At 45.6% G+C, this 25,346-nt stretch carries 23 protein-coding genes; 10 read left to right on the top strand and 13 right to left on the bottom strand.

Annotated elements, in window-relative coordinates; all coding sequences use genetic code 11:
- Nucleotides 1-40 precede the first annotated feature (40 nt).
- From treC to gmhB, 4 genes are all read right to left on the bottom strand, one after another.
- On the bottom strand, nt 41-1,726 hold the full coding sequence (gene treC / locus NDJ01_RS19145) for an alpha,alpha-phosphotrehalase (RefSeq protein WP_258587152.1): 1,686 nt from the start codon (nt 1,724-1,726) through the stop codon (nt 41-43).
- Nucleotides 1,727-1,813: 87 nt separating this feature from the next.
- Nucleotides 1,814-3,238, bottom strand: coding sequence for a PTS trehalose transporter subunit IIBC (gene treB / locus NDJ01_RS19140; RefSeq protein ID WP_005391342.1), 1,425 nt, complete (start codon nt 3,236-3,238; stop codon nt 1,814-1,816).
- A 178-nt stretch (nt 3,239-3,416) separates the two neighbouring features.
- Entirely contained in the window at nt 3,417-4,364 is a 948-nt protein-coding gene (gene treR, locus NDJ01_RS19135) for a trehalose operon repressor TreR (protein WP_258587151.1), read from the bottom strand.
- Between the two features lie 103 nt (nt 4,365-4,467).
- Entirely contained in the window at nt 4,468-5,019 is a 552-nt protein-coding gene (gmhB, locus tag NDJ01_RS19130) for a D-glycero-beta-D-manno-heptose 1,7-bisphosphate 7-phosphatase (protein WP_005391350.1), read from the bottom strand.
- A gap of 341 nt (nt 5,020-5,360) precedes the next feature.
- On the opposite strand from gmhB, the gene metN reads away from it, so the two are divergent.
- The 3 genes from metN to NDJ01_RS19115 are packed head-to-tail and all read left to right on the top strand — an operon-like array spanning nt 5,361 to nt 7,904.
- Nucleotides 5,361-6,395, top strand: coding sequence for a methionine ABC transporter ATP-binding protein MetN (gene metN / locus NDJ01_RS19125; RefSeq protein ID WP_258587150.1), 1,035 nt, complete (start codon nt 5,361-5,363; stop codon nt 6,393-6,395).
- A complete protein-coding gene (locus tag NDJ01_RS19120; RefSeq protein WP_005391355.1) occupies nt 6,385-7,062 on the top strand; it encodes a methionine ABC transporter permease in 678 nt (225 codons plus the stop codon). Before metN ends, NDJ01_RS19120 begins: the two co-directional genes overlap by 11 nt.
- Before the next feature lie 32 nt (nt 7,063-7,094).
- A complete protein-coding gene (locus tag NDJ01_RS19115; protein WP_005391357.1) occupies nt 7,095-7,904 on the top strand; it encodes a MetQ/NlpA family lipoprotein in 810 nt (269 codons plus the stop codon).
- Nucleotides 7,905-8,013: 109 nt separating this feature from the next.
- Here the strand turns inward: NDJ01_RS19115 and NDJ01_RS19110 are convergent, their stop codons facing one another.
- Nucleotides 8,014-8,790, bottom strand: coding sequence for a Zn-ribbon-containing protein (locus NDJ01_RS19110; protein WP_005391359.1), 777 nt, complete (start codon nt 8,788-8,790; stop codon nt 8,014-8,016).
- A gap of 2 nt (nt 8,791-8,792) precedes the next feature.
- On the bottom strand, nt 8,793-9,338 hold the full coding sequence (syd, locus tag NDJ01_RS19105) for a SecY-interacting protein (RefSeq protein WP_258587149.1): 546 nt from the start codon (nt 9,336-9,338) through the stop codon (nt 8,793-8,795).
- A 108-nt stretch (nt 9,339-9,446) separates the two neighbouring features.
- Here syd and queF point away from each other — a divergent pair, with 108 nt between their 5' ends.
- From queF to xni, 5 genes are all read left to right on the top strand, one after another.
- Nucleotides 9,447-10,292, top strand: coding sequence for an NADPH-dependent 7-cyano-7-deazaguanine reductase QueF (queF, locus tag NDJ01_RS19100; protein WP_258587148.1), 846 nt, complete (start codon nt 9,447-9,449; stop codon nt 10,290-10,292).
- A gap of 164 nt (nt 10,293-10,456) precedes the next feature.
- Nucleotides 10,457-12,739, top strand: coding sequence for a lipopolysaccharide assembly protein LapB (locus NDJ01_RS19095; protein ID WP_258587147.1), 2,283 nt, complete (start codon nt 10,457-10,459; stop codon nt 12,737-12,739).
- A gap of 98 nt (nt 12,740-12,837) precedes the next feature.
- Nucleotides 12,838-14,403 carry a diguanylate cyclase gene (locus NDJ01_RS19090; RefSeq protein WP_139060580.1) on the top strand — a complete coding sequence of 522 codons (1,566 nt, stop codon included), beginning with the start codon at nt 12,838-12,840 and terminating at the stop codon, nt 14,401-14,403.
- Between the two features lie 290 nt (nt 14,404-14,693).
- Nucleotides 14,694-16,070 carry a nucleotide 5'-monophosphate nucleosidase PpnN gene (gene ppnN, locus NDJ01_RS19085; RefSeq protein WP_145532387.1) on the top strand — a complete coding sequence of 459 codons (1,377 nt, stop codon included), beginning with the start codon at nt 14,694-14,696 and terminating at the stop codon, nt 16,068-16,070.
- A 58-nt stretch (nt 16,071-16,128) separates the two neighbouring features.
- A complete protein-coding gene (gene xni / locus NDJ01_RS19080) occupies nt 16,129-16,911 on the top strand; it encodes a flap endonuclease Xni (protein ID WP_145532388.1) in 783 nt (260 codons plus the stop codon).
- 108 nt (nt 16,912-17,019) lie between these two features.
- On the opposite strand, the gene rlmM is transcribed toward xni, so the two are convergent.
- The 7 genes from rlmM to pomA all read right to left on the bottom strand — a co-directional run bounded on the left by rlmM (nt 17,020) and on the right by pomA (nt 23,916).
- The gene (gene rlmM / locus NDJ01_RS19075) at nt 17,020-18,111 is read right to left on the bottom strand and encodes a 23S rRNA (cytidine(2498)-2'-O)-methyltransferase RlmM (RefSeq protein WP_005391375.1); all 1,092 of its coding nucleotides are present in this window, start codon (nt 18,109-18,111) and stop codon (nt 17,020-17,022) included.
- A complete protein-coding gene (locus NDJ01_RS19070; RefSeq protein WP_145532390.1) occupies nt 18,108-18,506 on the bottom strand; it encodes a DUF423 domain-containing protein in 399 nt (132 codons plus the stop codon). The genes rlmM and NDJ01_RS19070 overlap by 4 nt, the downstream gene beginning before the upstream one ends.
- The gene (locus tag NDJ01_RS19065) at nt 18,496-19,119 is read right to left on the bottom strand and encodes an alpha/beta fold hydrolase (RefSeq protein ID WP_145532391.1); all 624 of its coding nucleotides are present in this window, start codon (nt 19,117-19,119) and stop codon (nt 18,496-18,498) included. The genes NDJ01_RS19070 and NDJ01_RS19065 overlap by 11 nt, the downstream gene beginning before the upstream one ends.
- Nucleotides 19,100-20,020 (bottom strand): transcriptional regulator GcvA, encoded by a 921-nt coding sequence (locus tag NDJ01_RS19060; protein ID WP_005391378.1) that lies wholly within the window; start codon nt 20,018-20,020, stop codon nt 19,100-19,102. The genes NDJ01_RS19065 and NDJ01_RS19060 overlap by 20 nt, the downstream gene beginning before the upstream one ends.
- A 512-nt stretch (nt 20,021-20,532) precedes the next feature.
- A complete protein-coding gene (gene thiI, locus NDJ01_RS19055) occupies nt 20,533-21,981 on the bottom strand; it encodes a tRNA uracil 4-sulfurtransferase ThiI (RefSeq protein ID WP_258587146.1) in 1,449 nt (482 codons plus the stop codon).
- A 211-nt stretch (nt 21,982-22,192) separates the two neighbouring features.
- Nucleotides 22,193-23,140: a flagellar motor protein MotB gene (locus NDJ01_RS19050; RefSeq protein ID WP_258587145.1), complete on the bottom strand. Its 948-nt coding sequence runs from the start codon at nt 23,138-23,140 to the stop codon at nt 22,193-22,195.
- Between the two features lie 14 nt (nt 23,141-23,154).
- Nucleotides 23,155-23,916: a flagellar motor protein PomA gene (gene pomA / locus NDJ01_RS19045; RefSeq protein WP_005381564.1), complete on the bottom strand. Its 762-nt coding sequence runs from the start codon at nt 23,914-23,916 to the stop codon at nt 23,155-23,157.
- A 263-nt stretch (nt 23,917-24,179) separates the two neighbouring features.
- On the opposite strand from pomA, the gene xseB reads away from it, so the two are divergent.
- Together xseB and ispA are read left to right on the top strand one after the other, a co-directional pair.
- Nucleotides 24,180-24,422 carry an exodeoxyribonuclease VII small subunit gene (gene xseB / locus NDJ01_RS19040; RefSeq protein WP_005381566.1) on the top strand — a complete coding sequence of 81 codons (243 nt, stop codon included), beginning with the start codon at nt 24,180-24,182 and terminating at the stop codon, nt 24,420-24,422.
- 21 nt (nt 24,423-24,443) lie between these two features.
- Nucleotides 24,444-25,328, top strand: coding sequence for a (2E,6E)-farnesyl diphosphate synthase (gene ispA, locus NDJ01_RS19035; RefSeq protein ID WP_005391389.1), 885 nt, complete (start codon nt 24,444-24,446; stop codon nt 25,326-25,328).
- The last annotated feature ends 18 nt before the right edge of the window (nt 25,329-25,346 follow it).

Here is a 25,346-nt window from a genome sequence, read left to right as displayed (position 1 = left end):
CTTTATCTCGAACATCAATCTTAGGGGGTGACACCCGAGTTTATTCTTCTATCAATAAAATACGAGTTTCGTAAGGTCGTAATACTTGATGGTTTGACGCGACTGCACTCGCTGAGTTTTGATAGTTGGATAGCAAGTTTTTCGCTTTATTCATATCAAAACGCTCTGGCAGAACGCATTCCACCTCTTCAGCGTAGTAGTTGTTGATACACAGCAGCGTTTGTTTGTCGTTCTGGCGAGCGTAAGCAAAAATGCGTTGATGCTCTGGCAATAAATCTTCATAACGGCCATCGGTGATCACCGGAACCTGTTTACGTAGCTCAATCAAACGTTTGTAGAAGTAGAACACCGAGTTCAAATCAGCAACCGCTGCTTCTGCGTTGATTTCAGAGTAATTCTGCGCCACTTCAAGCCACGGTGTGCCTTCGGTAAAACCAGCGTGCTTTTGGCTATTCCATTGCATTGGTGTACGTGAGTTATCACGCGACTTCTGTGCCAAGATCGCCATCATATCGTCATGAGATACACCATCACGGTTGACCATGATGTCGTACATGTTAGTACTTTCAACATCACGATATTGGCTGATTTCGGTATAACCCGGGTTGGTCATGCCGATCTCTTCCCCCTGGTAAACATAAGGTGTGCCTTGCATCATGTGCACTGATGCCGCAAGCATCTTGGCAGATTCAACACGGTATTTCTCGTCGTTACCTAATCGGCTCACAACGCGTGGCTGGTCGTGGTTACACCAGAACAACGCCCCCCACCCTTTGCCATTTAAGCCCGTTTGCCAATGATTGAAGATCTGTTTTAACTGAATGAAATCAAACGGCGCTTTGGTCCATTTTTCACCATTTGGATAATCGACTTTCAGATGATGGAAGTTGAACACCATGGATAGCTCTTTGCCGTCTAGTGAAGAGTATTGCTGGCAGTGCTCTAGCGTGGTCGAAGACATTTCACCCACCGTCACGCTGCCGTACTTTTGGAACACGGCTTCGCTGATTTCTTGCAGATATTCGTGCACGCGAGGACCATCAGTATAGAAACGACGGCCATCGCCAATATCATCGCTTGGGAAATCTTGTTGTTTAGAAATCAGGTTGATGACATCAAGACGGAAACCATCCACGCCTTTGTCTGCCCAGAAGCTGATGACTTCTTTGACTTCTTCGCGCACCACTGGGTTTTCCCAGTTCAAATCCGCCTGCTCTTTAGCAAAAAGGTGCAAGTAGTACTGCCCTGTCGCTTCATCCAATTCCCAAGCATTGCCTCCAAACTTCGATTGCCAGCTGTTGGGCTCTACGCCATCAACCGGATCTTTCCAGATGTAGTAATCACGGTAAGAGCTGTTTTTATCACCTAACGCAGATTGGAACCACTTGTGTTCTGTCGAAGTATGGTTGACCACGATGTCCATGATGATTCGAATGCCCAACTGATGAGCCTCTGACAACAGGGTATCGAAATCTTGCATCGTGCCGAACTCGGGGTTGATCGAGTAGTAATCGGAGATGTCATAACCGTTGTCGATCATTGGCGATTGGTAAACCGGCGTCAGCCAAATCGCATCCACACCGAGGTGTTTTAGATAATCCAGTTTAGAAATGATCCCTTTAATATCGCCCGTGCCTTTACTGCCGCTGTCACAAAAGCTTTTTGGGTAAATTTGATAGATGGTTGCGGTTTTCCACCAGCTCTCATCATGCTTGGTCATAGCCATTTCTAACACTCACTTACCAGTAATCGGAAACTTAAAATTTGAAAAGAAAAATAGGAGGAGGCAGCCAAGTCACTGCCTCAAATTGAATTACGCGTTTGCCGCCTCAAGCTCACCTTTCGCTTGTGCACGCTTATAAAGAAGTAACGTTAATGCAGCGGGTACCACCATCGCGACCAACATCGCCAGAGCAAAGATGCCCCAGAACTGCGGCTGGATAGATAAGATGCCCGGCAAGCCGCCCACACCGATACCGTTCGCCATGACGCCCGCACTACCACAGATAGCAGCAGCACATGCACTACCGATCATCGCACTCAACATTGGGAACTTGTATTTCAAGTTGATGCCGTACATCGCCGGCTCTGTTACGCCAAGGTAGGCAGAAATCGCTGCTGGCACTGAGATTTCACGCTCATCCTGCTTTTTACTGATGATAATGATGCCAACCACTGCCGATGCTTGAGCAATGTTCGATAGTGCAATCAAAGGCCAAATCGGCGTGCCACCCAATTCTTGCATCAACTGCAAGTCAACGGCGTTGGTTGTGTGGTGGATACCTGTGATCACAAGTGGCGCGTATAAGAAGCCGAAGATAGTTGAACCAATCATCGCGAAGTCACCCGTCATGGCTGCTTTTGCTGCGAAAGCCACGCCATCACCCAACATGCGACCAAATGGGCCAATGATAGAGTGCGCAAGAATCACAGACACAATGATAGAAACAAACGGTACTACTACTAGGTAAAGGTAAGACGGAATGATGCGTTTTAAGCGTGTTTCGATAAACGCTAGTGCGATACCTGCTAACATCGCGGGAATCACCTGCGCTTGGTAACCGACTTTCTCAATCGCAAACAACCCAAAGTCCCACACTTCAGGTACTTGCTTACCAATCAGGTAGGCGTTCATTAACTGCGGCGAAACCAATGTCACACCAAGCGTTATACCCAGAATCGGTGTACCACCGAGCTTTTTCACGGTCGACCAACACACACCAACGGGTAGGAAGAAGAAAATTGCTTCACCAATTAACCATAGGAATGAATGAACAGTCGCCCAAAACTGACTGATTTCCGTTAGGGTTTGACCATCAAACATTTTGATGTCGCCAATCACATTACGGAAACCAAGAATCAAACCACCAGTAATGATCGCAGGCAACAGTGGTACAAAGATTTCTGCAAGGTGGGAAATACCACGCTCAACGATATTCATATTTTGACGAGCAGCATTCTTGGATTCGTCTTTGCTCGCTTCACTTTTACCGCTTAGCTCGATCAGTACTTTGTAAACCTCATCAACTTCAGTGCCGATGACGACTTGGAATTGACCTGCGTTGGTAAAACAGCCCTTCACCATCGGTAATGCTTCTAACTGTTTTGTGTCTGCTTTGTCCGTATCGTTTAGAACAAAACGCAAGCGAGTTAAACAGTGGCTTACACTGGCAATATTGTCCGGCCCCCCGACCAGCTCAATAAGACGCTCCACGTCTTTACGCGCAATCTTACTCATAACTTTGTCCACCCTGTATTGGATACATTCGATTCATCATTTTATTTTTTTATAAATGGGAACATTCCCATTTCTTAATTTTAATATTGCCATTCAAAGACAAAAAACAAAATGGGAACAGTCCCATTAATTGAGAATGATCACAGTATAATTTTAGAGCAAACCGTTGTAGTGTGGATTAGCGGCAAATAGGTTGTTGAGTGAAGTGAACGACTTCTTCATCACCATTTAATTGATTAATCAGCATTTTAGCGGACTTTTCCCCCGCAAGGGTATAACCTGGATCGACACTAAATACTTTAGGGAAAAGGAAAGAAAGCAACTCGTTACCACCCACGCCTGTCACGACCACGTCTTCACGACCTAACTCTTGAAGACGCTTGATTACGCCCAATGCAATGGTATCGCTGGCACACACAATGGCTTGCGTGTCTGCATTGAGAACGTGGTCCACCAGCTGATAAGCACTTTCATGGCTAAGCTTACCGGTTTGGAAACAAGGCGTAAGTTGCTTGCGTTGACACCACGATTTATAAGCATTTAGACGAGCTAAGCCAGTGGTTTTGTCTTCAGGATCAACACCAATATAAGCAATGCGAGATAAAAATTGCTGCTCAAGGTGAGACAAAGCCATGTCTATCACGCCTTGGTTATCATAATTGATGGAAGAGACGTTATCGGTATCCATCGCAATCACCACAATGCGATTGCCCCACTCAGCTAAGGCTTGCTCATCGCATCCTGTAAACCCAAATACAATCACGCCATCCACATTGCGACGCTTAAGCACACACAAGTGCTCATTGGTTTTGTCTCGGTCAAACTGACTCTCCATGATCACCGCATCATAACCAGCGGAATACAATGCATTGAGCATTGTACCAACGGCGCGATTTTCTGATGGTGAGTCTAGACGGGAGATGATAACACCAATGACTTTTTGGCTACCGCCACGCATTGATTGCGCAGACTTGGACGGTACATAACCAGATTCACGAATGATTTGCTCTACTTTCTCTCGCGTTTGAGGTTTCACTTTTGGATCGTTGGTAAGCACACGGCTTACTGTTGATTTGCCAACGCCTGCCAATTTCGCGATATCAAGAATGGTGAGTTTTTTGCTCATAAGTGATCAAACTAGAATGGATGAATGCTTAGGTGACTGAACTTTAACAGTAATAAGAGAAAAGGGAAGCAAACGCTTCCCTTAAATATGCGAATTGTGCAGATTATTTCTTTAGATATGCAGGCACGTCAGCAACACTATCAAGCACAACCGTTGCCAATGCTTCACCTTGCTCGGTGATTGGCTTACCTGTGCGAACCAAAATCTTGGTGCCAACGCCCGCGGCTTCTGCTGCCATCATGTCTTCGGCTTTATCACCAATCATCACAGATTTTTCCATGTCGATTTTCAAGAAGTCGCGAGCAGAGATAAACATACCAGGCTTAGGCTTGCGGCAATCACAATCCTGCTTGTAATCCCCAATGCCATGCTCAGGGTGATGTGGACAGTAGTAGATACCATCAAACTCAACACCATGATCAACAAAGTTCCAGTCCATCCATTGAGTCAGAGACAAGAAACGGTCTTCACTGAATTTACCACGTGCGATGCCCGATTGATTCGTCACTAGCACTAAGAGGTAACCTTGATCTTTCAGCGCTTTCGTCGCTTCAAATACACCATCAATGTACTCAAAATCATGTTCGTCATGAACGTAGCCGTGGTCAACGTTTATCACGCCATCACGATCGATAAAAACAGCAGGTTTTGCCAAAACGTATTTCTCTATTAACTCGGTTTAATCAGATTATTACATACCTTATAAACTTCAACACTATCTAATTCATTCTAGGCCTCGACAAAACAGTTGATTTGTTGGGCAAGAATCGGTAATTCTGAGGGGGCTCTCCACTTATCTTCTCCTCGTAACTTACTCCTCATTCTCTTCAAAACAGAACATCCATACATTTAGACGTCTAGACGTAAAAATATCTATTGACTTCATTCTGGTTAACCCATAGCATCAACTGAGAAGTGAGATAAAGCTCAACATTAAGTTCTGTCAAAGGCCGTTTTTGACAGCGAAGTTCCCCGTATCTTTGGGCAGGTTGAAACATGATAGAAATAAAAAACGTCAATAAAGTGTTCTACCAAGGCAGTAAGGAAATCCTTGCCCTGAAAGACATTAACCTACACATCGCCAAGGGCACCATCTTCGGTGTTATCGGTTCATCTGGTGCTGGTAAAAGTACGCTGATCCGCTGCGTAAACATGTTAGAAGCACCAACATCTGGCTCCATCATCGTTGATGGCATTGATTTAACAAAACTCAGCAAAAAGCAGTTGGTCGAAACGCGCCGTAACATCGGCATGATCTTCCAGCATTTTAATCTGCTCTCGTCTCGTACTGTGTTTGATAACGTGGCGCTACCACTGGAACTGGCAGGCAAAGACAAATCGCAAATCACAACAAAAGTCAATGAGTTACTAAAACTTGTTGGCTTAGCCGACAAACACGAGAGCTACCCATCGAACTTAAGTGGCGGCCAAAAACAACGTGTGGCGATTGCTCGCGCATTGGCATCCGATCCAAGCGTACTACTGTGTGACGAAGCCACTAGCGCACTGGATCCTGCAACGACTCAATCTATCCTTGAGCTATTGAAAGAGATCAACCGCAAACTCAACATCACGATTCTCCTGATTACCCACGAAATGGAAGTGGTAAAAAGCATCTGTCACGAAGTGGCGATCATCGGTGGTGGTGAGTTGGTGGAGAAAGGCACCGTTGGCGATATTTTCGCGCACCCTAAAACGGAGCTGGCGCACCAATTCATTCGCTCAACGCTGGATCTATCCATTCCTGAAGATTACCAAGCACGTCTGCAAGCAGAGCGTGTTGATGGCAGCTACCCGTTGGTTCGCTTAGAGTTTACTGGCGCAACCGTCGATGCACCGTTAATGTCGCAAATTTCTCGTAAATACAATATTGATGTGAGTATTTTGAGCTCCGATCTTGATTACGCTGGCGGCGTGAAATTCGGCATGATGGTCGCAGAGCTATTTGGTAACGAAGAAGATGACAACGCAGCATTGGAATACCTGCGTAAGCACAACGTAAAAGTAGAGGTACTTGGTTATGTCCTTTAATACAATTTCTGAATGGCTGAGTTTAAACAGCAAACTACTTTTAGGTGCAACGTGGGAAACGCTTTACATGGTTGCGGTTGCCGGATTAGTCGGCTTTGCCGTGGGTATTCCATTAGGCGTAATCCTCCATATTACTAAGAAAGGCGGCCTACTTGAAAACACCAAACTAAATAGCAGCTTAGGCGCTGTCGTTAACATTGGTCGTTCTGTGCCATTCCTCGTCCTGATGGTTGCGATTATTCCAGTGACAAAAATGCTAGTTGGAACCTTTATCGGTACAACCGCAGCAATCGTCCCACTGACTATTGGTGCCATTCCGTTTGTTGCACGTCTTATTGAAGGTGCTTTGTTAGAGGTACCAACAGGCTTGGTGGAAGCGGCGCAATCAATGGGGGCGACACCAACACAGATCATCACAAAAGTTCTACTACCTGAAGCAATGCCGACTATTGTTAACTCAGTAACGATCACCTTAGTCACTCTCGTTAGCTACTCGGCCATGGCGGGAACGGTAGGCGGCGGCGGCCTCGGCGACGTAGCCATCCGTTACGGTTTCCACCGCTACGATGTAACTATCATGGCCGTGACTGTCGTGATGTTGATTGTTCTAGTACAGATTATTCAGTCTATCGGTGACGCAGTGGTGCGCCGTGTAGACCACAGATAAGCATTGAAAATACAAATTATAAGGAGATAGAGATGAAATTTAGCCTTAAAGGTCTTTTGACTGTAGCAACAGCCGCTTCTGCTCTTGTTCTAGCGGGTTGTGGTGACAAAGAAGTAGACGTAAATAAAGTAAAAGTTGGCGTTATTGCTGGTGCTGAAGCACAAGTTGCCGAAGTGGCAGCTAAAGTAGCAAAAGAAAAGTACAACCTAGACGTTGAGTTAGTAACATTTACCGATTACGTAACGCCAAATGCCGCTCTGGATGATGGTTCAGTAGACGCGAATGCGTTCCAACATAAACCATACCTAGACCAACAAGTGAAAGACCGCGGCTACAAACTGGCTATCGCGGGTAACTCATTCGTTTACCCTATTGCTGGTTACTCTAAGCAAGTGAAGTCAATCGATGAAATCCAAGATGGCGCACGCATCGCAGTTCCAAACGATCCAACGAACCTAGGTCGCTCACTACTGCTTCTTGAGCAACAAGGTTTGATTACGCTGCGTGATGGCGTTGGTCTACTCGCTACAGTACGTGACATCGTAGGCAACCCTAAAAATATCGAAATCATTGAGTTAGAAGCGCCACAACTTCCACGTTCATTGGATGACGTAACGCTATCTATCATCAACACCACTTACGCAAGCTCTATCGACCTATCGCCAGAGCGTGACGGTGTGTTTGTTGAAGATAAAGACTCACCATACGTAAACCTAATTGTTGCTCGCGAAGAAAATGTTAATGCGCAAAACGTACAAAACTTCGTAAAAGCTTATCAAACGGAAGAAGTTTACGAAGCAGCAAAAGAGCTATTCAAAGGCGGCGTAGTGAAAGGTTGGTAATCCCACTTTTCTAAACCGTACTGAAAATATAGTCTGAACATAAAAGGGCTGATGTGAAAACATCAGCCCTTTTATTTCTCTATCTAACCATTTAAGTAACCTCAATTAGTTACTTAAGGTGGTCCCAAGAGATATTCGACACGATTCGGCAGTCATCACACTTAAAGTGAAATATGTCATGTAGTGGCTCATCAAGTAGCCACTCTCCACCGCATTTGGGGCACTTGCGCGCTTTCTCGCTCTCCAGCGACTGACCGCCCACGCGATACTGGTAATAGTAAGTTGGAACCTTGGTGATGTATTCGATACGACCTCGCAAATCCCAACCGCGGCGGAACAACACGCTGTCTACATCGCAAATCTCGTGCAGCGCCGCATGCTCTGCACGGCACCCGCCAGCCATTTGGATTTCATCGCACGCTTGCCATTCGGTCTGCCACTTGATGACGGCTTTATGGTCACCATTTAGCGTCGGCTCATTGCGATACAAAGGAATCGGCAACAACGTTTCCCCACTGCGCAATGGCGAACACGTATGAACATAAGTCGTGTACAACACTTGCCAGCTGGGGATCTCTTCTTCGGCCGCTTGTTCTGAATTTAAATCACGGCCAAGCATACGCATTTTCGGTGCAAGCAAAGACGCGTCTGACAAACGGTTCATGCACACTTTGACAAAATCTGAGTGATAACGTGGATGCAAACTGTCTTGCTCTGGGCAAACGACACGAACATAAAACTCGCCATCTCCCATCACTATCGGGAATTCTCGGCCTAGTACTTGGCCGTTATAACGCAGAGCATCCATCAAGCCATTAATGGCTTTGTCTACCGCGCTGACGGTGGTGTTATCAAAACACTCAAACTGCAACTCAACAACATACATACTTAGACGGCAGCCTCTAACTTATTCAAGAACTCAACCAATGAATCTGCCAATACATCACGTTTAGAGGTGCCCAAACGCTCTAGAATCACATTGCCAGTGAGGTTACAAATAGAAATCACATCCATTTCCTCATCTGTCGCTGCGATAAATACTGTTGGTTTAAGTTTCAGGCGACGTTGCGTCACCAAATGACCAAGAATATTTTCTTGTAGGCGCACAAAATCATCATCTCTCCACACTTGCAGTAGCGTCAACGAATTACCTTGCCAAGTTGCCTCCATATCGGCGCAGTATTGAGAACCATAAAAGGCTTTAACATCATCTTGCAGTGACAACTCAATCGCATTTTCCACATTAGTGAAATCGGCCATCTCATTACGCGCGACCGCTTTCCAAAGCACCTTTCCATCACGCTTCTCTTCGACACAAGGAGAAACAAGATCTGCAAGCTCTTCACTGCTTGGCAACTCATTATATTTAGCTTGCCAAGCTTGTTGGTAGCGCAGGCTGAACTCTTGTAGCGCCTGAGTAACGTTTTGGGTCATGAAGGTCTCCTCATTCCTTATTTATCAGATAGCCGTGTTTGCCGGATGGCAATTGACCAGCGGATTCAGTAAAATTCTCGCCATTCTAATCGAAAACGACCACAAAGTATGAGCAAATATTCTGACGCTAAAGAGCTTGCTGGCCTAACACTAGGTAAAAAGACCGAGTATGCGAACCAATACGACCCAAGCTTGCTGCAACCAGTTCCTCGTAGCCTAAACCGAGATGACCTTCAGTTAGGCGAAAGCCTTCCTTTTATGGGCCACGACATTTGGACGCTGTACGAACTCTCTTGGTTAAATAGTAAAGGCTTACCACAAGTGGCCGTTGGCGAAGTATACATTCCAGCCACCAGTGCAAACTTGATTGAGTCGAAGTCTTTCAAACTGTACTTAAACAGCTACAACCAAACCCGTTTTTCAAGCTGGGAAGAAGTTGAAGAGCGTTTAACGCAAGACCTATCTGAATGTGCCGGTGAAAAGGTGTTGGTCGAGGTGAACCCGGTTACTCACTACACCAATCAGCCTATTGTGACAATGGAAGGCGAATGCATTGATGACCAAGACATTGACATCACCAGTTACGATTTTGATGCCGATTTGCTTGAAGGCGCAGCAGGTGAAGAGCAAGTGGAAGAAATCCTACATAGCCACCTATTGAAGTCAAACTGTTTGATCACCAATCAACCCGACTGGGGCAGTGTAGAAATTCGCTACCAAGGTGCGAAAATAGATCGCGAGAAACTGCTGCGTTACTTGGTATCTTTCCGCGAGCACAACGAATTTCACGAACAATGTGTTGAGCGTATTTTTACGGATCTAATGAAATACTGCCAACCAAGCAAACTGACCGTATTCGCCCGCTACACGCGCCGTGGTGGCTTGGACATCAACCCGTACCGCTCAACGGAACAAGACAAGCCAGATCACAACCACCGCATGGCTCGTCAGTAATCGCGTTAGTGACAGAAATAAGTTCGGTAATCTAAAGGGTTACCGGACGTTTTTATTGTCCAAGCATGTTACTATATCAAATGGCTTCAACCTGCATTTAAGAGGCTTGTTGAGGTCTTTACCGTTATCCGCCATATCTAAAAACAGTTCGAGGGAACGAAAGGATGTTTTGGGACAGTTCGCGTCTATTCAAGTTGATTGGCTTTCTTTGCTTGCTGTTTGTACAGCCGCTTCACGCGACCATTTTATCGTCCGCGTTACTCAACGAAGCACAACAATTGGCGGAAATAGAGCCATCACAAGCAAAACAAGCGGCAACCAACTACTTGTCACAACGTGAGCTAACGGAACGCAAAGAGAGTGACAGCCCTTCTGCGATGTCTCGTGACGAGACCGATCGTAGCGTTCGCACACCAAGCAGCACCATCGAAGCACACAAGATTATCGCTCAGGCAGACTACGCCATGGGTAACGTTCGTTCGGCTATCGAACACCTAAACAAAGCCGAGCGCTTAGCGCAAGAATATCAATTGCCTTACATGGACTTAGATCTCCAGCTGATGCGCAACCAAATGATTTGGATGTACGACAAAAACTACTCAAAAGCGGAAGACACGCTTAACCAAATTGAGCAGCAACTCGATGAAGCTGGTGCGGTATTGCAACGTACCGACAGCGTTCGCTATCGATTAGTGATGCAAAGAGCGCTCCTCGCTTCACATAGTGGCGATCTGATTAAAGCGGAAAGTTTGTATTCTCAAGCCAAAACTATGCTTGAAGACAGCCGATCTGACTTAGCCTTGATCGACTATTACACAGCCGTCGGCGAGTTTTATCTGAATAGCAAGAAATACAATTTGGCTTTGTCGGAACTGCTTTATGGTTATTGGCAATCTATTGAGAGTGACAGTGGCGCAAGGTTAGCAAAAGTTAATCGCCTGTTGGCAAGACTCTTCCAAGAGCGCCGAGTTTACGACAAAGCGATCGAATACTTATCTCAAGCCGCAGACTTCTATGACTCCTACCCTAGCTCTCCCATCCTAGCGGATGTCCTTGAGCAAATGGGTGACATTTATTTTTACCAAGGCAAGTTTAACCTTGCCTTAGTGCACTACTTCAACGTGCTGGACCATGAAAGCACCAGTAAGAACATTAATCGGATCATTAAGATTCGCTTAAGCTTGGCGGCTACCTATCTGCAACTCTATAACTACGCGCTAGCTGAACAATACCTAGACCGTTCTAAAGAGCTTTTAGAATACACTGACATTCCTAAGCTTGAAGCAAAGGCAGCGTTGCTTCAGTCAGGTTTGGCTTATCATCAAAACGACAGTAAAAACGTCATTACCAATGCAAAGCTGGCGTTAGCACTTGCTGAAAAGTCACCTGAAAATAACAACTTCATTAAGCAGCAGTCTTACCGCTTACTCGGGCTTGGTTACGAACAGGCAGGCGAATACCAACTTTCTCTGCAGGCTTATAAGAAATACACCAACCTTGTGCGTTTAGAGCAAAAGCAGCTCAACCAAATCAGTGAGGATGCATTCCGCCAACAAAAAGAGTTTGCTGAACAAACCATCCACTATATCGGCCAATCGGAACGCCTTGAGCAAGTGGAAAGGGAACACCGCAAATTCCAGAAAATCTCATTCGCATTGTTTATTACTGTGTTGGTGATGTTTTTGTTCATTATGCGCCGCGGCGTGATCATGCAACGCCAAGCAAGTGAAATCGAAAAACTGCGTAATGATCTCTTCACTCACTCTCGTTCCCGTTTGCGTAACTTGCGTATGCTGAACGTGAAGCTGTCTCGTTCATTGAAAAAGTCGAGCGAAACTTTCGAGCAATGGCAAATGGGCGAATTGATCCACGAGCCACTTAACGATCGCCTGCGCTTTGTCATGATCGACTTGCCATTCCTACGAAGCATGTACGTCCACAACGGTTATAAAGCAGGCCTGGAGCTGGAGCGCGCATTTGGTGACTTCCTAGCGGAAAAGATAGAAAAACCGTCGCGTCTTTACCATTTCTCAGATGCAAACCTACTCTACATAGAACCGAATGCTGACCGTGATGCTTCTGCCGAAGTCATGTTCGAGAAATTCCAGACTTGGGTGGATGAGTTCGCTCAACAACACAACGTCAACCGTATTATTCGCATGGGTATCAGCGATTATCCGTTCTTACCCCGAGCCTACACTGCAATTAACGACGAGGAATTACTCGATCTGTTGCTGCTTGCGACTCACATTGCGCGAGAAGTCAGCTTGAAGGATAAGCAAAGCCACTGGGTTTTCTTGAAAGCCATCGATAACGCACCCGCCGCGAGCTTTGCAACGGGTAACATAAGAACCGCCTGTCAGCATGCCATTAGCCAAGGCCTGATTAAGATCCATTCGTCCTACAAGAATGAGGACGACATCAAGAAAATATTAAAAAATGGATAATTAAACGCCTGTTAGACATAATAACTAATGACGCTATAACGTTTTTTGTTATTATCGGATAATTGTCAGTAGTACATGGACTTAACCGTAGTCACTTCATGGGAATCTTGGAATCCGATATTCAGTCGCAGCTTCATCAGCTGAGTTGTCAACTTGACCAACTCAGACTGACACATCGTGATACTTCACTCAAATTCAAACGTGAACAACAAGTTCTTAAACGCGTTGTGGCATCATTGTCTTCAGCTTGCCAGGGTTCGAATACCCAGGTATCCAATTACCTGTTTGAAATCCAACAAGAGCTGCAACATCAAAAAGATATCAGTACTCTTATCCCACGTTTAGCGGTATTAGAGAGAATGCTCAAACAGCAGTCGAAGACGATGGACAAACAGAACGGCTACCTAGACGAACAAATCAAACACAGTGGTGAAACACTCCAACGTGTCACAGGGTTACCTGCTCAGTTAAAACGTGAACTACGGAACTTAATGAGTTTCTCAGAAGCTCATGCCAGCAATAAAGCCGATCAAGCCACTAAGCTACTGAGCATTTACGAACGCGCTCTGAAAATCATCACTTCCAACTCGCGTTTGCATCTCAGTGAGTTTGAGAATAATCCTGATAAGTCTCAACTTGAGTGCTTAGCCAGCGATCTACAACATACCATCACCGAGCTGGATTTTGAGGGAGAAACGGGAGATAGGTTGCTCGATATTCGGGCTAAGCTGCTTCTTGGCGTGAGTGCAGAATCTCTCATTGAGCTTACGCTCTCAACGCTGAAATTGGTTGTCGAAGCAACAAAGTTCGAGCGCGAAACGTCTAGCCAATTCCTTGATCAGCTGAACACTTCTCTCGCAAGTAACCTAAAAACCGTTCATCAGAACGTCGACCAACATCATACCTACTTTGAGCACCGCCAAGAGCTCAACACAGAAATGAACAGTCTGGTTGAATTGAGTCAACTTTCGCTCGACCAAGCTCAAGATCTAGCGGATGTAAAAAAAGAAATCGCCCCGTTACTTGCGAAAATGGCGTCGCTGACAGAGCGACTTAAAATGACGGAAGAACGAGAACAAGCGCTGCAAGAGCGTTTGAATTACAGTAAGAACCAGCTCGAAGCCGTGTTTGAAACCACCCAAGATCATCGTCGACGCTTAGATGACCAAGCTCAGCGCATGTTGCTAGACCCCCTGACTAAAGTCTATAACCGCACCGCATTTAATGATCGACTAGAGCTAGAGTATCGCCGTTGGATTCGCTCTCAACAGAACCTGCGTGTAGTGTTGTTTGACGTTGATAACTTCAAAGCGGTGAATGACAGCTATGGCTATACGGCTGGTGATAAAGCGTTGAAGATCATCGCTCGCACCATTAATAAACGCGTATCAGAAACTGAAACGGTAGCTCGCTTTGGTGGCGAAGAGTTTATTTTACTCGTTCCAGAACAATCTGAAGAATACACACTGGATCTCATTAAACATATCCAGCGTGATATTAGCCAATTACCATTTAAGTTCCGTGAGCAAAATATCATGATCACCCTAGCGGCTGTGTCGACCTCTTTTAAAGAGTCCGATACGCCAGAGTATGTACTCGATCGACTCGGCAAGATGCTTGCGGACGCTAAAAAACGTGGAACAAATCAGCTTAACTGGAGCTAGATTTCGTACAAAAAGCGAACAAACAAACCAGAATTGGCGCAATTTACGCTTTATAACCACCCATTTTCAACGAGTTATCACATTTCTTCCCTTTCAGTCTGCTAAGCTGTAAAAACCCAAGTCACTTCAAGATGATGCATTTACAGAACGCGAATGTACCATCTTGAGGTTGCTTGGGAGTCAATAACCATAAAACCAAATCGGCCAACTGCCTTTCATCAAACCATACGTATAACCCAAAAAGGTGAGTTGGTACTTTCCCTCAAAATAATGCAACACAAGGAGGCGTTATGATTACCCATATAAGCCCCGCTGGTAGCATGGACTTGCTATCTCAATTAGAAGTAGAGCGCTTAAAAAACACGGCCTCGAGTGAACTTTATCAACTGTACCGCAACTGCACGTTAGCGGTGTTGAACTCCGGCAGTCATACCGATAACTCTAAAGAGCTGCTCGATAAACACCAGTCGTTTGATGTCAACGTAGTGCGCCGCGAGCGTGGTATTAAGCTTGAGCTGACTAACCCACCTGAGCACGCCTTTGTCGATGGCGAGATAATTAAAGGTATCCAAGAGCATCTGTTCTCCGTGTTACGCGATATCGTTTATGTCAATATGCATTTAGCAGACGCACAACGACTCAACCTGACGAACCCAATTCACATCACTAACCTCGTGTTCGGTATTCTGCGTAATGCCAGAGCACTCACACCAGGTATCGAGCCAAACCTCGTCGTGTGTTGGGGTGGTCACTCTATCAATGGCGTGGAATATCAATATACACGTGAAGTCGGTAACGAGCTTGGCTTGCGTGAACTTAATATCTGCACGGGTTGTGGCCCTGGTGCGATGGAAGGGCCAATGAAAGGTGCTGCTATCGGACATGCGAAGCAGCGTTATACTCAGCAACGTTATCTTGGTTTAACCGAACCTTCGATTATTGCAGCCGAGCCACCAAACCCAATCGTGAATGAGCTGGTTATCATGCCAGACATCGAAAAGCGTTTGGAAGCCTTTGTACGTATGGCGCATGGCATTGTGATTTTCCCTGGTGGTCCGGGTACTGCAGAAGAGTTACTGTATATTCTTGGCATTATGATGCACCCAGACAACACCGATCAGCCAATGCCTATCGTGTTAACAGGACCAAAAGAGAGTGAAGAGTACTTCCGCTCTATCGACGAGTTTGTTCGCGATACACTTGGCGAAGAAGGTCAAAAGCATTACGAGATCGTCATTGACGATCCGGCAGAAGTGGCACGTATCATGAAGCGCTCCATGGACTCTGTACGCCTTCACCGAAAAGAAAAAGGCGATGCTTATAGCTTTAACTGGTCATTAAAAATCGAGCCTAACTTCCAGTTACCATTCGATCCAACTCATGAGTCGATGGAGCAATTGGATTTAAGCTTAGATCAAGAACCTCAAGTCTTAGCGGCCAACCTGCGTCAAGCCTTCTCCGGTATCGTGGCTGGTAACGTAAAAGCCGAAGGCATTCGAGAAATCGAACGTCGAGGCCCTTTCACCATTCACGGTGATCCTGTGCTAATGAAAAAGCTCGATAAGTTACTACAAGACTTTGTCGAACAACACCGAATGAAATTACCTGGCGGTTCAGACTACGAACCGTGTTATCGCATCGCTCACCCAGAAATTGGTGGTCGATAGTCAGGCTAGCATTCGTTACACTAGGGGCATTACGCCCCTTTTTTATTGCTAAGTCATTATGTCTATTCATCTTGTTATTATTGATGCCCTAAACCTGATCCGCCGTGTGCACTCTGCACAACCGGATCCAACCGACATAGCAAGAACCATCACCACGACACAAAGAACCCTCACTCGCATTCTGTCAGAAGCCAACCCGACACACATCATCGCGGTTTTCGATCACCATGAACAAGACAGAGGATGGCGAGCTGAGATTCTCCCAGACTATAAGCAAAATCGAAAACCAATGCCGGAACCACTGATGCAAGGTCTAGATGCGATTCAGCAAGCATGGTGGGAACAAGGTATTGATTCATTGCTTTCTGAAGGCGACGAAGCGGACGACTTGGTTGCTACTCTCGCGACGAAAGTGGCCAGTCATGGTGAAAAAGTCACCATCGTTTCTACGGATAAAGGCTACTGTCAGCTGCTTTCTCCTACCCTACAGATCCGTGATTACTTCCAACATCGTTGGTTAGATGAACCGTTTATCGAAAAAGAGTTCGGCGTAAAACCGAGACAACTGGCCGATTATTGGGGGTTAACGGGGATCAGCTCTAGCCAAGTGCCGGGGGTTCCGGGCATTGGACCAAAAGCGGCGAAAGAGATTCTTACTCAGTTTGAGAATATTGAAGCAGCCTACGCCAGTGAAGACCTCGCACCGAAATACCGTAAAAAATTAGACGAGCACATTGAGTCTGCACGCTTATGTAAACGCGTCGCGGCTTTAAAGTGCGACATTGAACTCGGCTTTAACTTACAGGACATTCGCTTTACAGGACCAAATAAAGCGGAATAGTGTCTGATGATGGTTTCAAACCATAAAGCTCTCAGACAATAAAAAAGCGCCATTTGAAGGCGCTTTTTTCTATTCTCGGGACTATCCCCAAATGACTCGGAGATAGAATTAGTACGGCGAAATGTTCGATAGACACTGGATATGAATCGTGATTTCTTCACGATCATGATACAAATGCTTAGCTTGTAGTCTGAACTTTACCTTATTATCAATCAGGAACTGCTTCAGGTTTTCAAGGTCTTGCAGCACCTCGTCATAGCGGCCTTTCATTGGCAGCTTAAGGTTAAAGATTGCCTCTTTCGCCCAACCTTTTAACAGCCACTGGCCCATAAGGTGAGCAACACGAGCTGGCTTTTCTACCATGTCACAAACAATCCATGTTACGTTCTTACGGTCTGGTTCGAATTTAAAACCATCCACCATATGATGCTTGATCTGGCCGGTTTCCATCAAGCTGTCTGCCATCATGCCGTTATCGACACAGTGAACGAACATCGAGCGCTTCACCAGTTGGTACGTCCAACCGCCTGGACATGCCCCTAAATCGACCCCCCACATTCCTGGAGCCAAACGCTCATCCCACTCTTCACGTGGAATAAAGACGTGAAATGCTTCTTCCAGTTTAAGCGTTGAACGACTTGGGGCGTCTGCTGGGAACTTAAGGCGAGGAATACCCATGAAGAACTGAGAGTTATTGTCAGTGTAAGAATAACCGACATAACAGTGGCCAGGCTCCACAAAACAAATGTGCAGTACTGGCTTCTTCGCGTTGTCTTTGTTCAACATTAAACCTTTACCGCGCAACGCTTGACGCATTGGGACAGTAAATTTACGGCAGAATTTCAGTAGTTCTTTCGCTTCATTCGTATCCGGAGTTTCAATTCTCAAATCCCCACAGCGAGGAAACGCTTCAATGTCTGCTAGCTCATTCAAAATTGGGCTAATGCGGTCATCACTTGGCAGCGATTGAAACTCAGCCGCTACCGCAAACATTTGGCGAGCGAAGATTAACGACTTAAAGTCCAAACCTCTCGCAAGTTTGTCCGCATCTCCATCTTGGTAACACTCGAAGACAACATAACCTGAGTTTCTCTTCACACGAGGGAAGCCATACACTTCCAACTGTGTCGCTTTGTCCTGAATTTCACCAGCACACTCTTTCTCAAAGCCAGAACGGCAATAGAGCATTAGTTGTTTCACTTGGAGACCTCTTTGATATTGAACGCAGCAAAAAAGAACAGACACCAACCAATAATGAACAGCAATCCTCCCATTGGAGTAATCGGCCCAAACCATTTAATGCCTGTCAGCGCCAGCGCGTAAAGACTGCCGCTAAAACAAAAGATGCCGATGATAAAGCAAATTGCTGCAATGAAAAAATATTTTTGTGCTTTTTGTCCCAAATTCAATAGCAATAAAACCGCACAAAACACAATCGCCAACGTGTGAATAAATTGGTACAACACTCCGGTCTCAAATACGCCAAGTAAATACGGAGCTAGCTGAGCTTTTAGCCCATGTGCAGCAAAGGCTCCTAGAGCGACAGAAACCAGCCCAGACAGACCAGAAAATGAGAGTAACCACTTACTTTTCACGATACACCTCTTTGATAAACGCCGCTAACTGCTCTACCGCGAGATCGATGTTACCCGCCTCGGTATGACCTGAGCTCTTGCGCGGTTTAAAGCTGTGGTCACCATCGGGTAAAAAACTCACCTTAACTTGCGATGAAAGGACAAAGTCATCGAACTCCTCACGCTTACCAAAGGTGTCTCGCTCCCCTTGTAGAATCAGCGTAGGTTTCTCGATATTCGCTAAGTGATCGCCTTTGAACTTTTCTGGCTTCCCCGGTGGGTGAAAGGGAAAACCTAAGCATGCAATCCCTGCCACCAGCTCATTTTCAGCCAGTAAACTCGACATGCGGCCACCCATTGACTTACCACCAATGACAATAGGTTGAGAGGTAAAGTGAGCAATCACTTCTTCATAGGCTTCCAGCAGTTTTGGCGCACGATCTGGTGGGCGCTTTTTCCCATCTTCCGCTCGCTTAATCATATACGGGAAGTTAAATCGCACCACGCGAATTCCTTGCTCAACTAATCCTTTGGCAACGGCGGTCATGAAATCATGTTCCATCCCCGCTCCAGCGCCATGGGCAAAGATAAATAGAGGACCGCTTTCAGGTCCCTCAACTATCCATTGGCTCATCTAATACTTCCTCTTGCTCTTTTCTCGCGGTCGCTAACATCCAGTCTCTAAACGTTGCGATTCGGCCCATATCTGCCTGCTGTTCATGACACACCACGTAGAATGCATTCTTGGAGATCAACACCTCGTCGAATGGCGCGATGAGTCGTCCAGCTTCCATTTCTGGCTTGGCGAGTACGTTGTTACCAAGCGCAACCCCCTGACCATGCGCAGCAGCCTGTAGCACCATCGTCGAGTGACTGAAAATAGGACCGTGGTTTACATTGATACCTTCGATGTTGTAGTGACGCGCAAACTGCTTCCAGTCTTTACGCGAAGTATCATGTAACAAAGTGTGTAATTTGAGGTCACTTAGAGATTCTAATGGTTTGTTGCCTAAAAGTAACGAAGGTGAACAAAGTGGGATCAGAAACTCTTGGTACAATTTATCCGCTCGCAAACCCGGCCAATTCCCTCGGCCATAGTAGATAGCGACATCTACATCATCAGTCAGTGAACCTTCATCCATATCCACAGCTTTAATACGTACATCGATATCTGGCTCTTGAGCATTAAAATCGGCCAAACGAGGCACCAACCATTGGATAGCAAAACTCGGCGGTAGACTGATCGTCAATGCTCCTTTTTCACTACGTTCCAATACCTTATCTGTCGCCTCGGCAATCGAGGTGAAAATATCTTTGATGTCGAGAAAGTAACTTTGTCCTTCTTCTGTCAACAATAGCGAACGATTACGGCGACGAAAGAGCTTCAACGATAAGAACTCTTCGAGTGCTTTAATCTGGTGACTGACCGCGGCTTGAGTAACAAACAACTCTTCTGCCGCTCGCGTAAAACTGAGATGGCGAGCAGCCGCTTCGAAGACTCGAAGCGAATTTAATGGAGGCAATCTGCGAGACATATGGGACCTCAAATAGGATTAGTTTTTTTAATCTGAAACATTATAAAATGTCCGTTGTCGAACAGCCAGATAAATTCTATATTTCACCCCGCAACACGAGCCTGAACGGCTTGATTTCTTTGGAAATCAATTGGCTTCGTTGTTGCGATGTTGTGTTTGCAAACTCGTATTTCGAGTTAGGTAGATTTCTACCATAATGTTTTGTCCACACTCCCTGTGACAAAACATATACTTCCTGTATTTATTTTTGACCTGTCTGTCAAATTTGTTACACCGCCTAAATTAGGCGGTGTTTTTTTATCTATCGAAAATCTCATCCGTATATCTGGCAGCAACATCACTTTATTACTCTTCTTTCGGATTAATTATCGTTATATCAACACAAAGTGTATGGCTTTGCGATAAGCCTCAACATTATGCTAAGTAATGATTAGCTGTAACGCGATCAAAAACAAAAAAAGGCGCAAATTGATGTCTCAATTTGCGCCTTTTAACGTCTTTTTATCAGTCAACTATGGGCGGTAAACTTTTACGTTATTGAAGCCTTGCTCTTGCAAGTAAAGTGCTTGCAGACGGCTCATCACACCACGGTCACAGTACAATAGATATGTCTTAGATTGGTCTAAATCACCAAACTGTGTACCCAACTTGTAGAATGGGATATGTTTCACATCCACACCTTCGATTTCGAGCGGGTGATCGTCTTCCTCTTCAGGACTACGAATATCTAGCACAACCGCGTGCTCCTCTACCGCTTCAACCTGCTCGACTTCTGGTGCAGCTTGCTCAGATTCTTTCGCGATATCACGAATGTCCATCATGCGTGCATCACGAACTACTTGCTCAAGAATGCTAAAGTCAAATTTCTCTTCTTCCGCTTCTAGCTTCGCTTTAATCGCTTTTACTGTCGGCTTCTTAGAAATAACACCACAATACTCTGGCATAGTCTTCGCAAAGTCTTCCGTGCCAATTTCGCGTGCTAGGTTAATGATGTCTTCTTTATCCCAGTTGATAAGCGGACGCAGAATCAGCGTGTCTGTTACGTTATCGATGTGGCGTAGATTGGTTAGCGTTTGGCTCGATACTTGACCTAGCGCTTCACCTGTTACCAATGCTTCGATCTTCATCTTCTGAGCGATCATGCCTGCTGCACGCATGAACATACGCTTCAAGATAACCCCCATTTGGCCGTCATCGACTTTCTCTAGGATTTCCGCAACCACAGGTTCGAAATCAACTGAGATGAAACGTACTTTTGCTGAAGAGCCGTATTTGTTCCATAGGTAGTGAGAAACCTGCTTAACGCCGATTTCGTGCGCTGGACCACCTAGGTTAAAGAAACAGTAGTGTACTTTTGAGCCACGTTTGATGTGCAGATAGCTAGAAACACCAGAGTCAAAACCACCAGAGATCAAGCTCAGCACGTCTTCTTGCGTGCCCAGTGGGAAGCCGCCTAGACCTTTATGACGAGCCAGCACTTGGTTTAGCTTATCGTTCGAGACTTCCACCTTGATCGTCACGTCTGGGTTTTGCAGCTTAACTCTTGCGCTCTCAATCGCTTGGTTTAAACCACCGCCGACATAACGCTCTAGTTCGATAGAGGTAAAGTCGTGCTTACCGCGACGCTTCGCACGTACAACAAAGGTTTTATTTTCGAGTGCAGAGCGATTTAGCTCCAGTACTTGTTCGAAGATATCGTGCAAATCTTTAAATTCGGTCTGCTTCACTTCCAGTACGTGGTGAATGCCTGGTGTATGAGTCAAAACCTCAAGAACTTCAGCGTGGAATTCGTTACTCTCAGAGGTCACTTCAATGTGATCACGACGGTTGAATACCGCGACAGATTCCGTGCGGCTCTTAATGATGTTACGAATGTTGCACTCTAAAATCTTTGTGAAGCGCTTACGCACAGATTCACTTTTTACAAAAATTTCTGGATGGGGCTTTACAATAAATTTCATAGTCTAATTCGCAGGTTAGTTTCGCAATCAACAAAGAGTGACACTCAACTTCAATGCTTCATACGCAGTAAAACCGCGTTTCAGTCACAAAAAGTAGTCTGAGCTCACTTTTAAGGCGCAAGATTATACACCCAAGCGGATTGGAAAAACAAAAAAAGCGAGCAATCTGCTCGCTTTCTTATCTCTCTACTGACTTAAAACTAAAGTCTAGTTATTGAATTACAGGCACTTCTTCACTGTATAGTGGCTCGCCTTGCATGATGCTGATTTCAACCCGTCGGTTAAGCGCGCGATTTTCATCAGAATCATTCGGCAACAATGGTTCAGTATCTGCCATGCCTCGCACTCTCAAACGTTGATGAGAGAAGCCTCTCACCTTCTCCATCTCTTGTGCGACCGATACGGCGCGCTGAGAAGAGAGATCCCAGTTAGAACGATAAAGCTCTGAGTCCAACGGTCGGTTGTCCGTATGACCAGATACTCGCACAATGCCTGGCACATCTTTTACTAACTCTGCAATTTGTCGAACTAAAGGGCGGAATTTAGGCTGCAAGAAGGCCGAACCTTCAGGGAATGCACCTTTTTCACGCATGCGTATGACAATCTGTTGGCCAAGATTTTCAACTTCAATGGCACCTTGTTCAATCTCTCGCTCTAAGGCTTTCTTGATGCTTTCCATCAAGGTTTCCATCTCTTGCGACATCTCTTCAGATTGCTGCTGTTGCATGTCCGCTTCTGCAGATTGATTGTTTTGCGTTGACGTTTCTGGCGACTGGCTCCCCGTTAACTTGCCTTCATCACGCTTTGTGCCACCAGCTCGGTCAGACTCCCCTTCATGAAATTCGAGCGTCTGCTGAGTGATGTCCATGGTTTGCTGCATGATGACATCAATCGGCGTTGGTTCCGGTCGGCCCGGTCGAAATTCTTGAGCAATGATGCTAGTACCTTTGGGAATGTCTTTCACTTCAAGTTGATTTTGTACACCGAAGGCAAATTTCATTGATCCCGCAATCTGTTTGAACTTCAGCACGTCCATCTCAGAAAACGAGAGCAGAAGAACAAAGAAACACATCAGTAGCGACATTAAGTCCGCGAATGTCCCCATCCATAACGGGAGACCGGGTGGCGGACAATCGCATTTGTTATCTTCATCATCCATCACTACTCTCCAAGTTACTCGTCAATCTCAAGGGCACGTTTACCTTCGTTGAGGTAGTTCTTCAAGTAACTATCAATCACTCGCGGGTTTTGACCATCTTGAATCGCTAATACACCATCCATGATCAAACGGCGGTTTAGCGTTTCTTGGTCACGGCGCAGAGAAAGCTTATCCGCAATAGGGAAAAACACCATATTGGACAGGATCGCGCCATACAATGTGGTTAAGAGTGCAACCGCCATTGCTGGTCCAATCGCTTTTGGATCATCCATGTTTGAAAGCATCGCAACAAGACCAACCAAGGTACCAATCATCCCCATCGCAGGAGCAACGTCACCAAAGGCGCGAAATACGCCAGTACCTTGCGTATGTCGTTCATCTGTAAGCGCGATGTCTTTTTTGAGTGCCGCTCTCACAACGTCGGCATCATGGCCATCAACCAGTAGATCAATGCCTTTCTGCATGAATGTGTTGTTTATTTCCATCTCTTCAAGAGCAAGAAAACCACCTTTACGCGCCGCATCGGCCATTTCCACAATTTTTGCGATCAGGTCTTCGGGTTCATCCGCTTTAAACATGAAGGCTTTGCCAGCAATCTTTGTCGCACCAAAAAACTGTCCCATTGTGAACTTCATCAATACGACGAATATTGAGCCACCAACGACAATAAGGATCGACGTGACATCGACAAACATGCCGATGCTGCCACCAAGCACCATCGCCATAATGACGAATGCAAAACCACCAATCAAACCTAATAGGGTTGCTAAATCCACAAAGCACTCCTCACGCTATACTCAAATACTGCCATTGGGCGGATTATTACCTGTATCGACAACTCGCGCAGAATTTTTAGAAAAATCTTAGCTAATGGATCACAAATTAGACTTAACAACCTTAACCAAAATATGGGGTTTCAGCGCTTAGGCTCGTTTAACGCTAATTTTGTGACAATTATATAAGGTTAAATTTGACCAAGTTACTAGGCTAAGGTAACTTTCGTGCATCTTCTCCAAGGCTTGATTAAGGCAGAAAAAAGATGGCGGTCAAGAAACCAGAAAACATGACCTTCGAAGCAACCATTGAAGAGCTTGATAGCTTGGTTGATCAATTAGAAAATGGCGATCTTGCCCTAGATGATGCTCTACGTAAGTTTGAACGAGGCATTGCCTTAGCTCGTGCTGGCCAAACTAAACTTAGCGACGCCGAACAGCGCGTAAGTATTCTTCTCAGCGAAGATGATGAAGCACCACTGAGTGACTTCAAACCAGATTCAGAATAACCATCAGTAGTGAGCAATGTGATGCAACAGACATTGACGTCTTTTCAACAAAGAAACAATCAGCAATTGAATTTGTGGCTCGATCAGCTTCCATATCAAGAGCAGCCATTGATTCAAGCAATGAAATACGGCCTTTTGCTAGGTGGAAAACGCGTTCGCCCTTTTCTTGTTTACATCACAGGTCAAATGCTCGGCTGTAAACCAGAAGACTTAGACACTCCTGCCGCTGCTATCGAATGTATACATGCCTACTCACTCATTCATGATGATCTGCCAGCCATGGACGATGATGAACTGCGTCGAGGTCAACCAACTTGTCACATTAAGTTTGATGAAGCAACCGCAATACTGACAGGTGATGCACTACAAACTCTCGCCTTCACCATTATTGCCGATGGTCAATTAAACCCGGCAGCCGAGACTCAACGCATCAACATGATCAAAGCGTTGGCGCATTCTTCTGGCGCCAACGGCATGTGTGTTGGGCAAGCCTTAGATTTAGGCGCAGAAAATCGCCAAGTTTCTCTTGAAGAAATGGAAGAGATACACCGTAAAAAAACCGGAGCTCTGATTGATTGTGCGGTAAAATTAGGTGCATTAGCTGCTGGTGAGAAAGGTATCGAGGTTCTACCTCACTTGGAGCGCTACTCAAAAGCAATTGGTTTGGCGTTTCAGGTTCAAGACGATATTCTTGATATCATCAGTGACACAGAAACACTGGGTAAGCCTCAAGGTTCCGACCAAGGTCTGAATAAGAGCACTTATCCTTCCCTGCTGGGTTTAGAGGGAGCCATAGAGAAAGCTCACACTCTGTTACAGGAAGCACTTCAAGCATTGGAAGCTATCCCATACAATACTCAGTTACTCGAAGAGTTCGCCCGATATGTCATCGAGCGCAAAAATTAACACTATAAGCGCGCATTT

Origin of the sequence: Vibrio sp. HS-50-1 (assembly GCF_024747315.1) — a bacterium.
GTDB lineage: Bacteria > Pseudomonadota > Gammaproteobacteria > Enterobacterales > Vibrionaceae > Vibrio > Vibrio diabolicus.
The sequence above is the reverse complement of the archived record's forward strand: the minus strand, read 5'-3'. Positions and strand labels throughout refer to the sequence as shown.

Coding starts and splice junctions, on each gene's coding strand:
- treC (WP_258587152.1), bottom strand. CDS start 1,726: ATGGCTATGACCAAGCATGATGAGAGCTGGTGGAAAACCGCAACCATC.
- treB (WP_005391342.1), bottom strand. CDS start 3,238: ATGAGTAAGATTGCGCGTAAAGACGTGGAGCGTCTTATTGAGCTGGTC.
- treR (WP_258587151.1), bottom strand. CDS start 4,364: ATGAGCAAAAAACTCACCATTCTTGATATCGCGAAATTGGCAGGCGTT.
- metN (WP_258587150.1), top strand. CDS start 5,361: ATGATAGAAATAAAAAACGTCAATAAAGTGTTCTACCAAGGCAGTAAG.
- NDJ01_RS19120 (WP_005391355.1), top strand. CDS start 6,385: ATGTCCTTTAATACAATTTCTGAATGGCTGAGTTTAAACAGCAAACTA.
- NDJ01_RS19115 (WP_005391357.1), top strand. CDS start 7,095: ATGAAATTTAGCCTTAAAGGTCTTTTGACTGTAGCAACAGCCGCTTCT.
- NDJ01_RS19110 (WP_005391359.1), bottom strand. CDS start 8,790: ATGTATGTTGTTGAGTTGCAGTTTGAGTGTTTTGATAACACCACCGTC.
- syd (WP_258587149.1), bottom strand. CDS start 9,338: ATGACCCAAAACGTTACTCAGGCGCTACAAGAGTTCAGCCTGCGCTAC.
- queF (WP_258587148.1), top strand. CDS start 9,447: ATGAGCAAATATTCTGACGCTAAAGAGCTTGCTGGCCTAACACTAGGT.
- NDJ01_RS19095 (WP_258587147.1), top strand. CDS start 10,457: ATGTTTTGGGACAGTTCGCGTCTATTCAAGTTGATTGGCTTTCTTTGC.
- NDJ01_RS19090 (WP_139060580.1), top strand. CDS start 12,838: ATGGGAATCTTGGAATCCGATATTCAGTCGCAGCTTCATCAGCTGAGT.
- ppnN (WP_145532387.1), top strand. CDS start 14,694: ATGATTACCCATATAAGCCCCGCTGGTAGCATGGACTTGCTATCTCAA.
- xni (WP_145532388.1), top strand. CDS start 16,129: ATGTCTATTCATCTTGTTATTATTGATGCCCTAAACCTGATCCGCCGT.
- NDJ01_RS19065 (WP_145532391.1), bottom strand. CDS start 19,119: ATGAGCCAATGGATAGTTGAGGGACCTGAAAGCGGTCCTCTATTTATC.
- NDJ01_RS19060 (WP_005391378.1), bottom strand. CDS start 20,020: ATGTCTCGCAGATTGCCTCCATTAAATTCGCTTCGAGTCTTCGAAGCG.
- thiI (WP_258587146.1), bottom strand. CDS start 21,981: ATGAAATTTATTGTAAAGCCCCATCCAGAAATTTTTGTAAAAAGTGAA.
- NDJ01_RS19050 (WP_258587145.1), bottom strand. CDS start 23,140: ATGGATGATGAAGATAACAAATGCGATTGTCCGCCACCCGGTCTCCCG.
- xseB (WP_005381566.1), top strand. CDS start 24,180: ATGGCGGTCAAGAAACCAGAAAACATGACCTTCGAAGCAACCATTGAA.
- ispA (WP_005391389.1), top strand. CDS start 24,444: ATGCAACAGACATTGACGTCTTTTCAACAAAGAAACAATCAGCAATTG.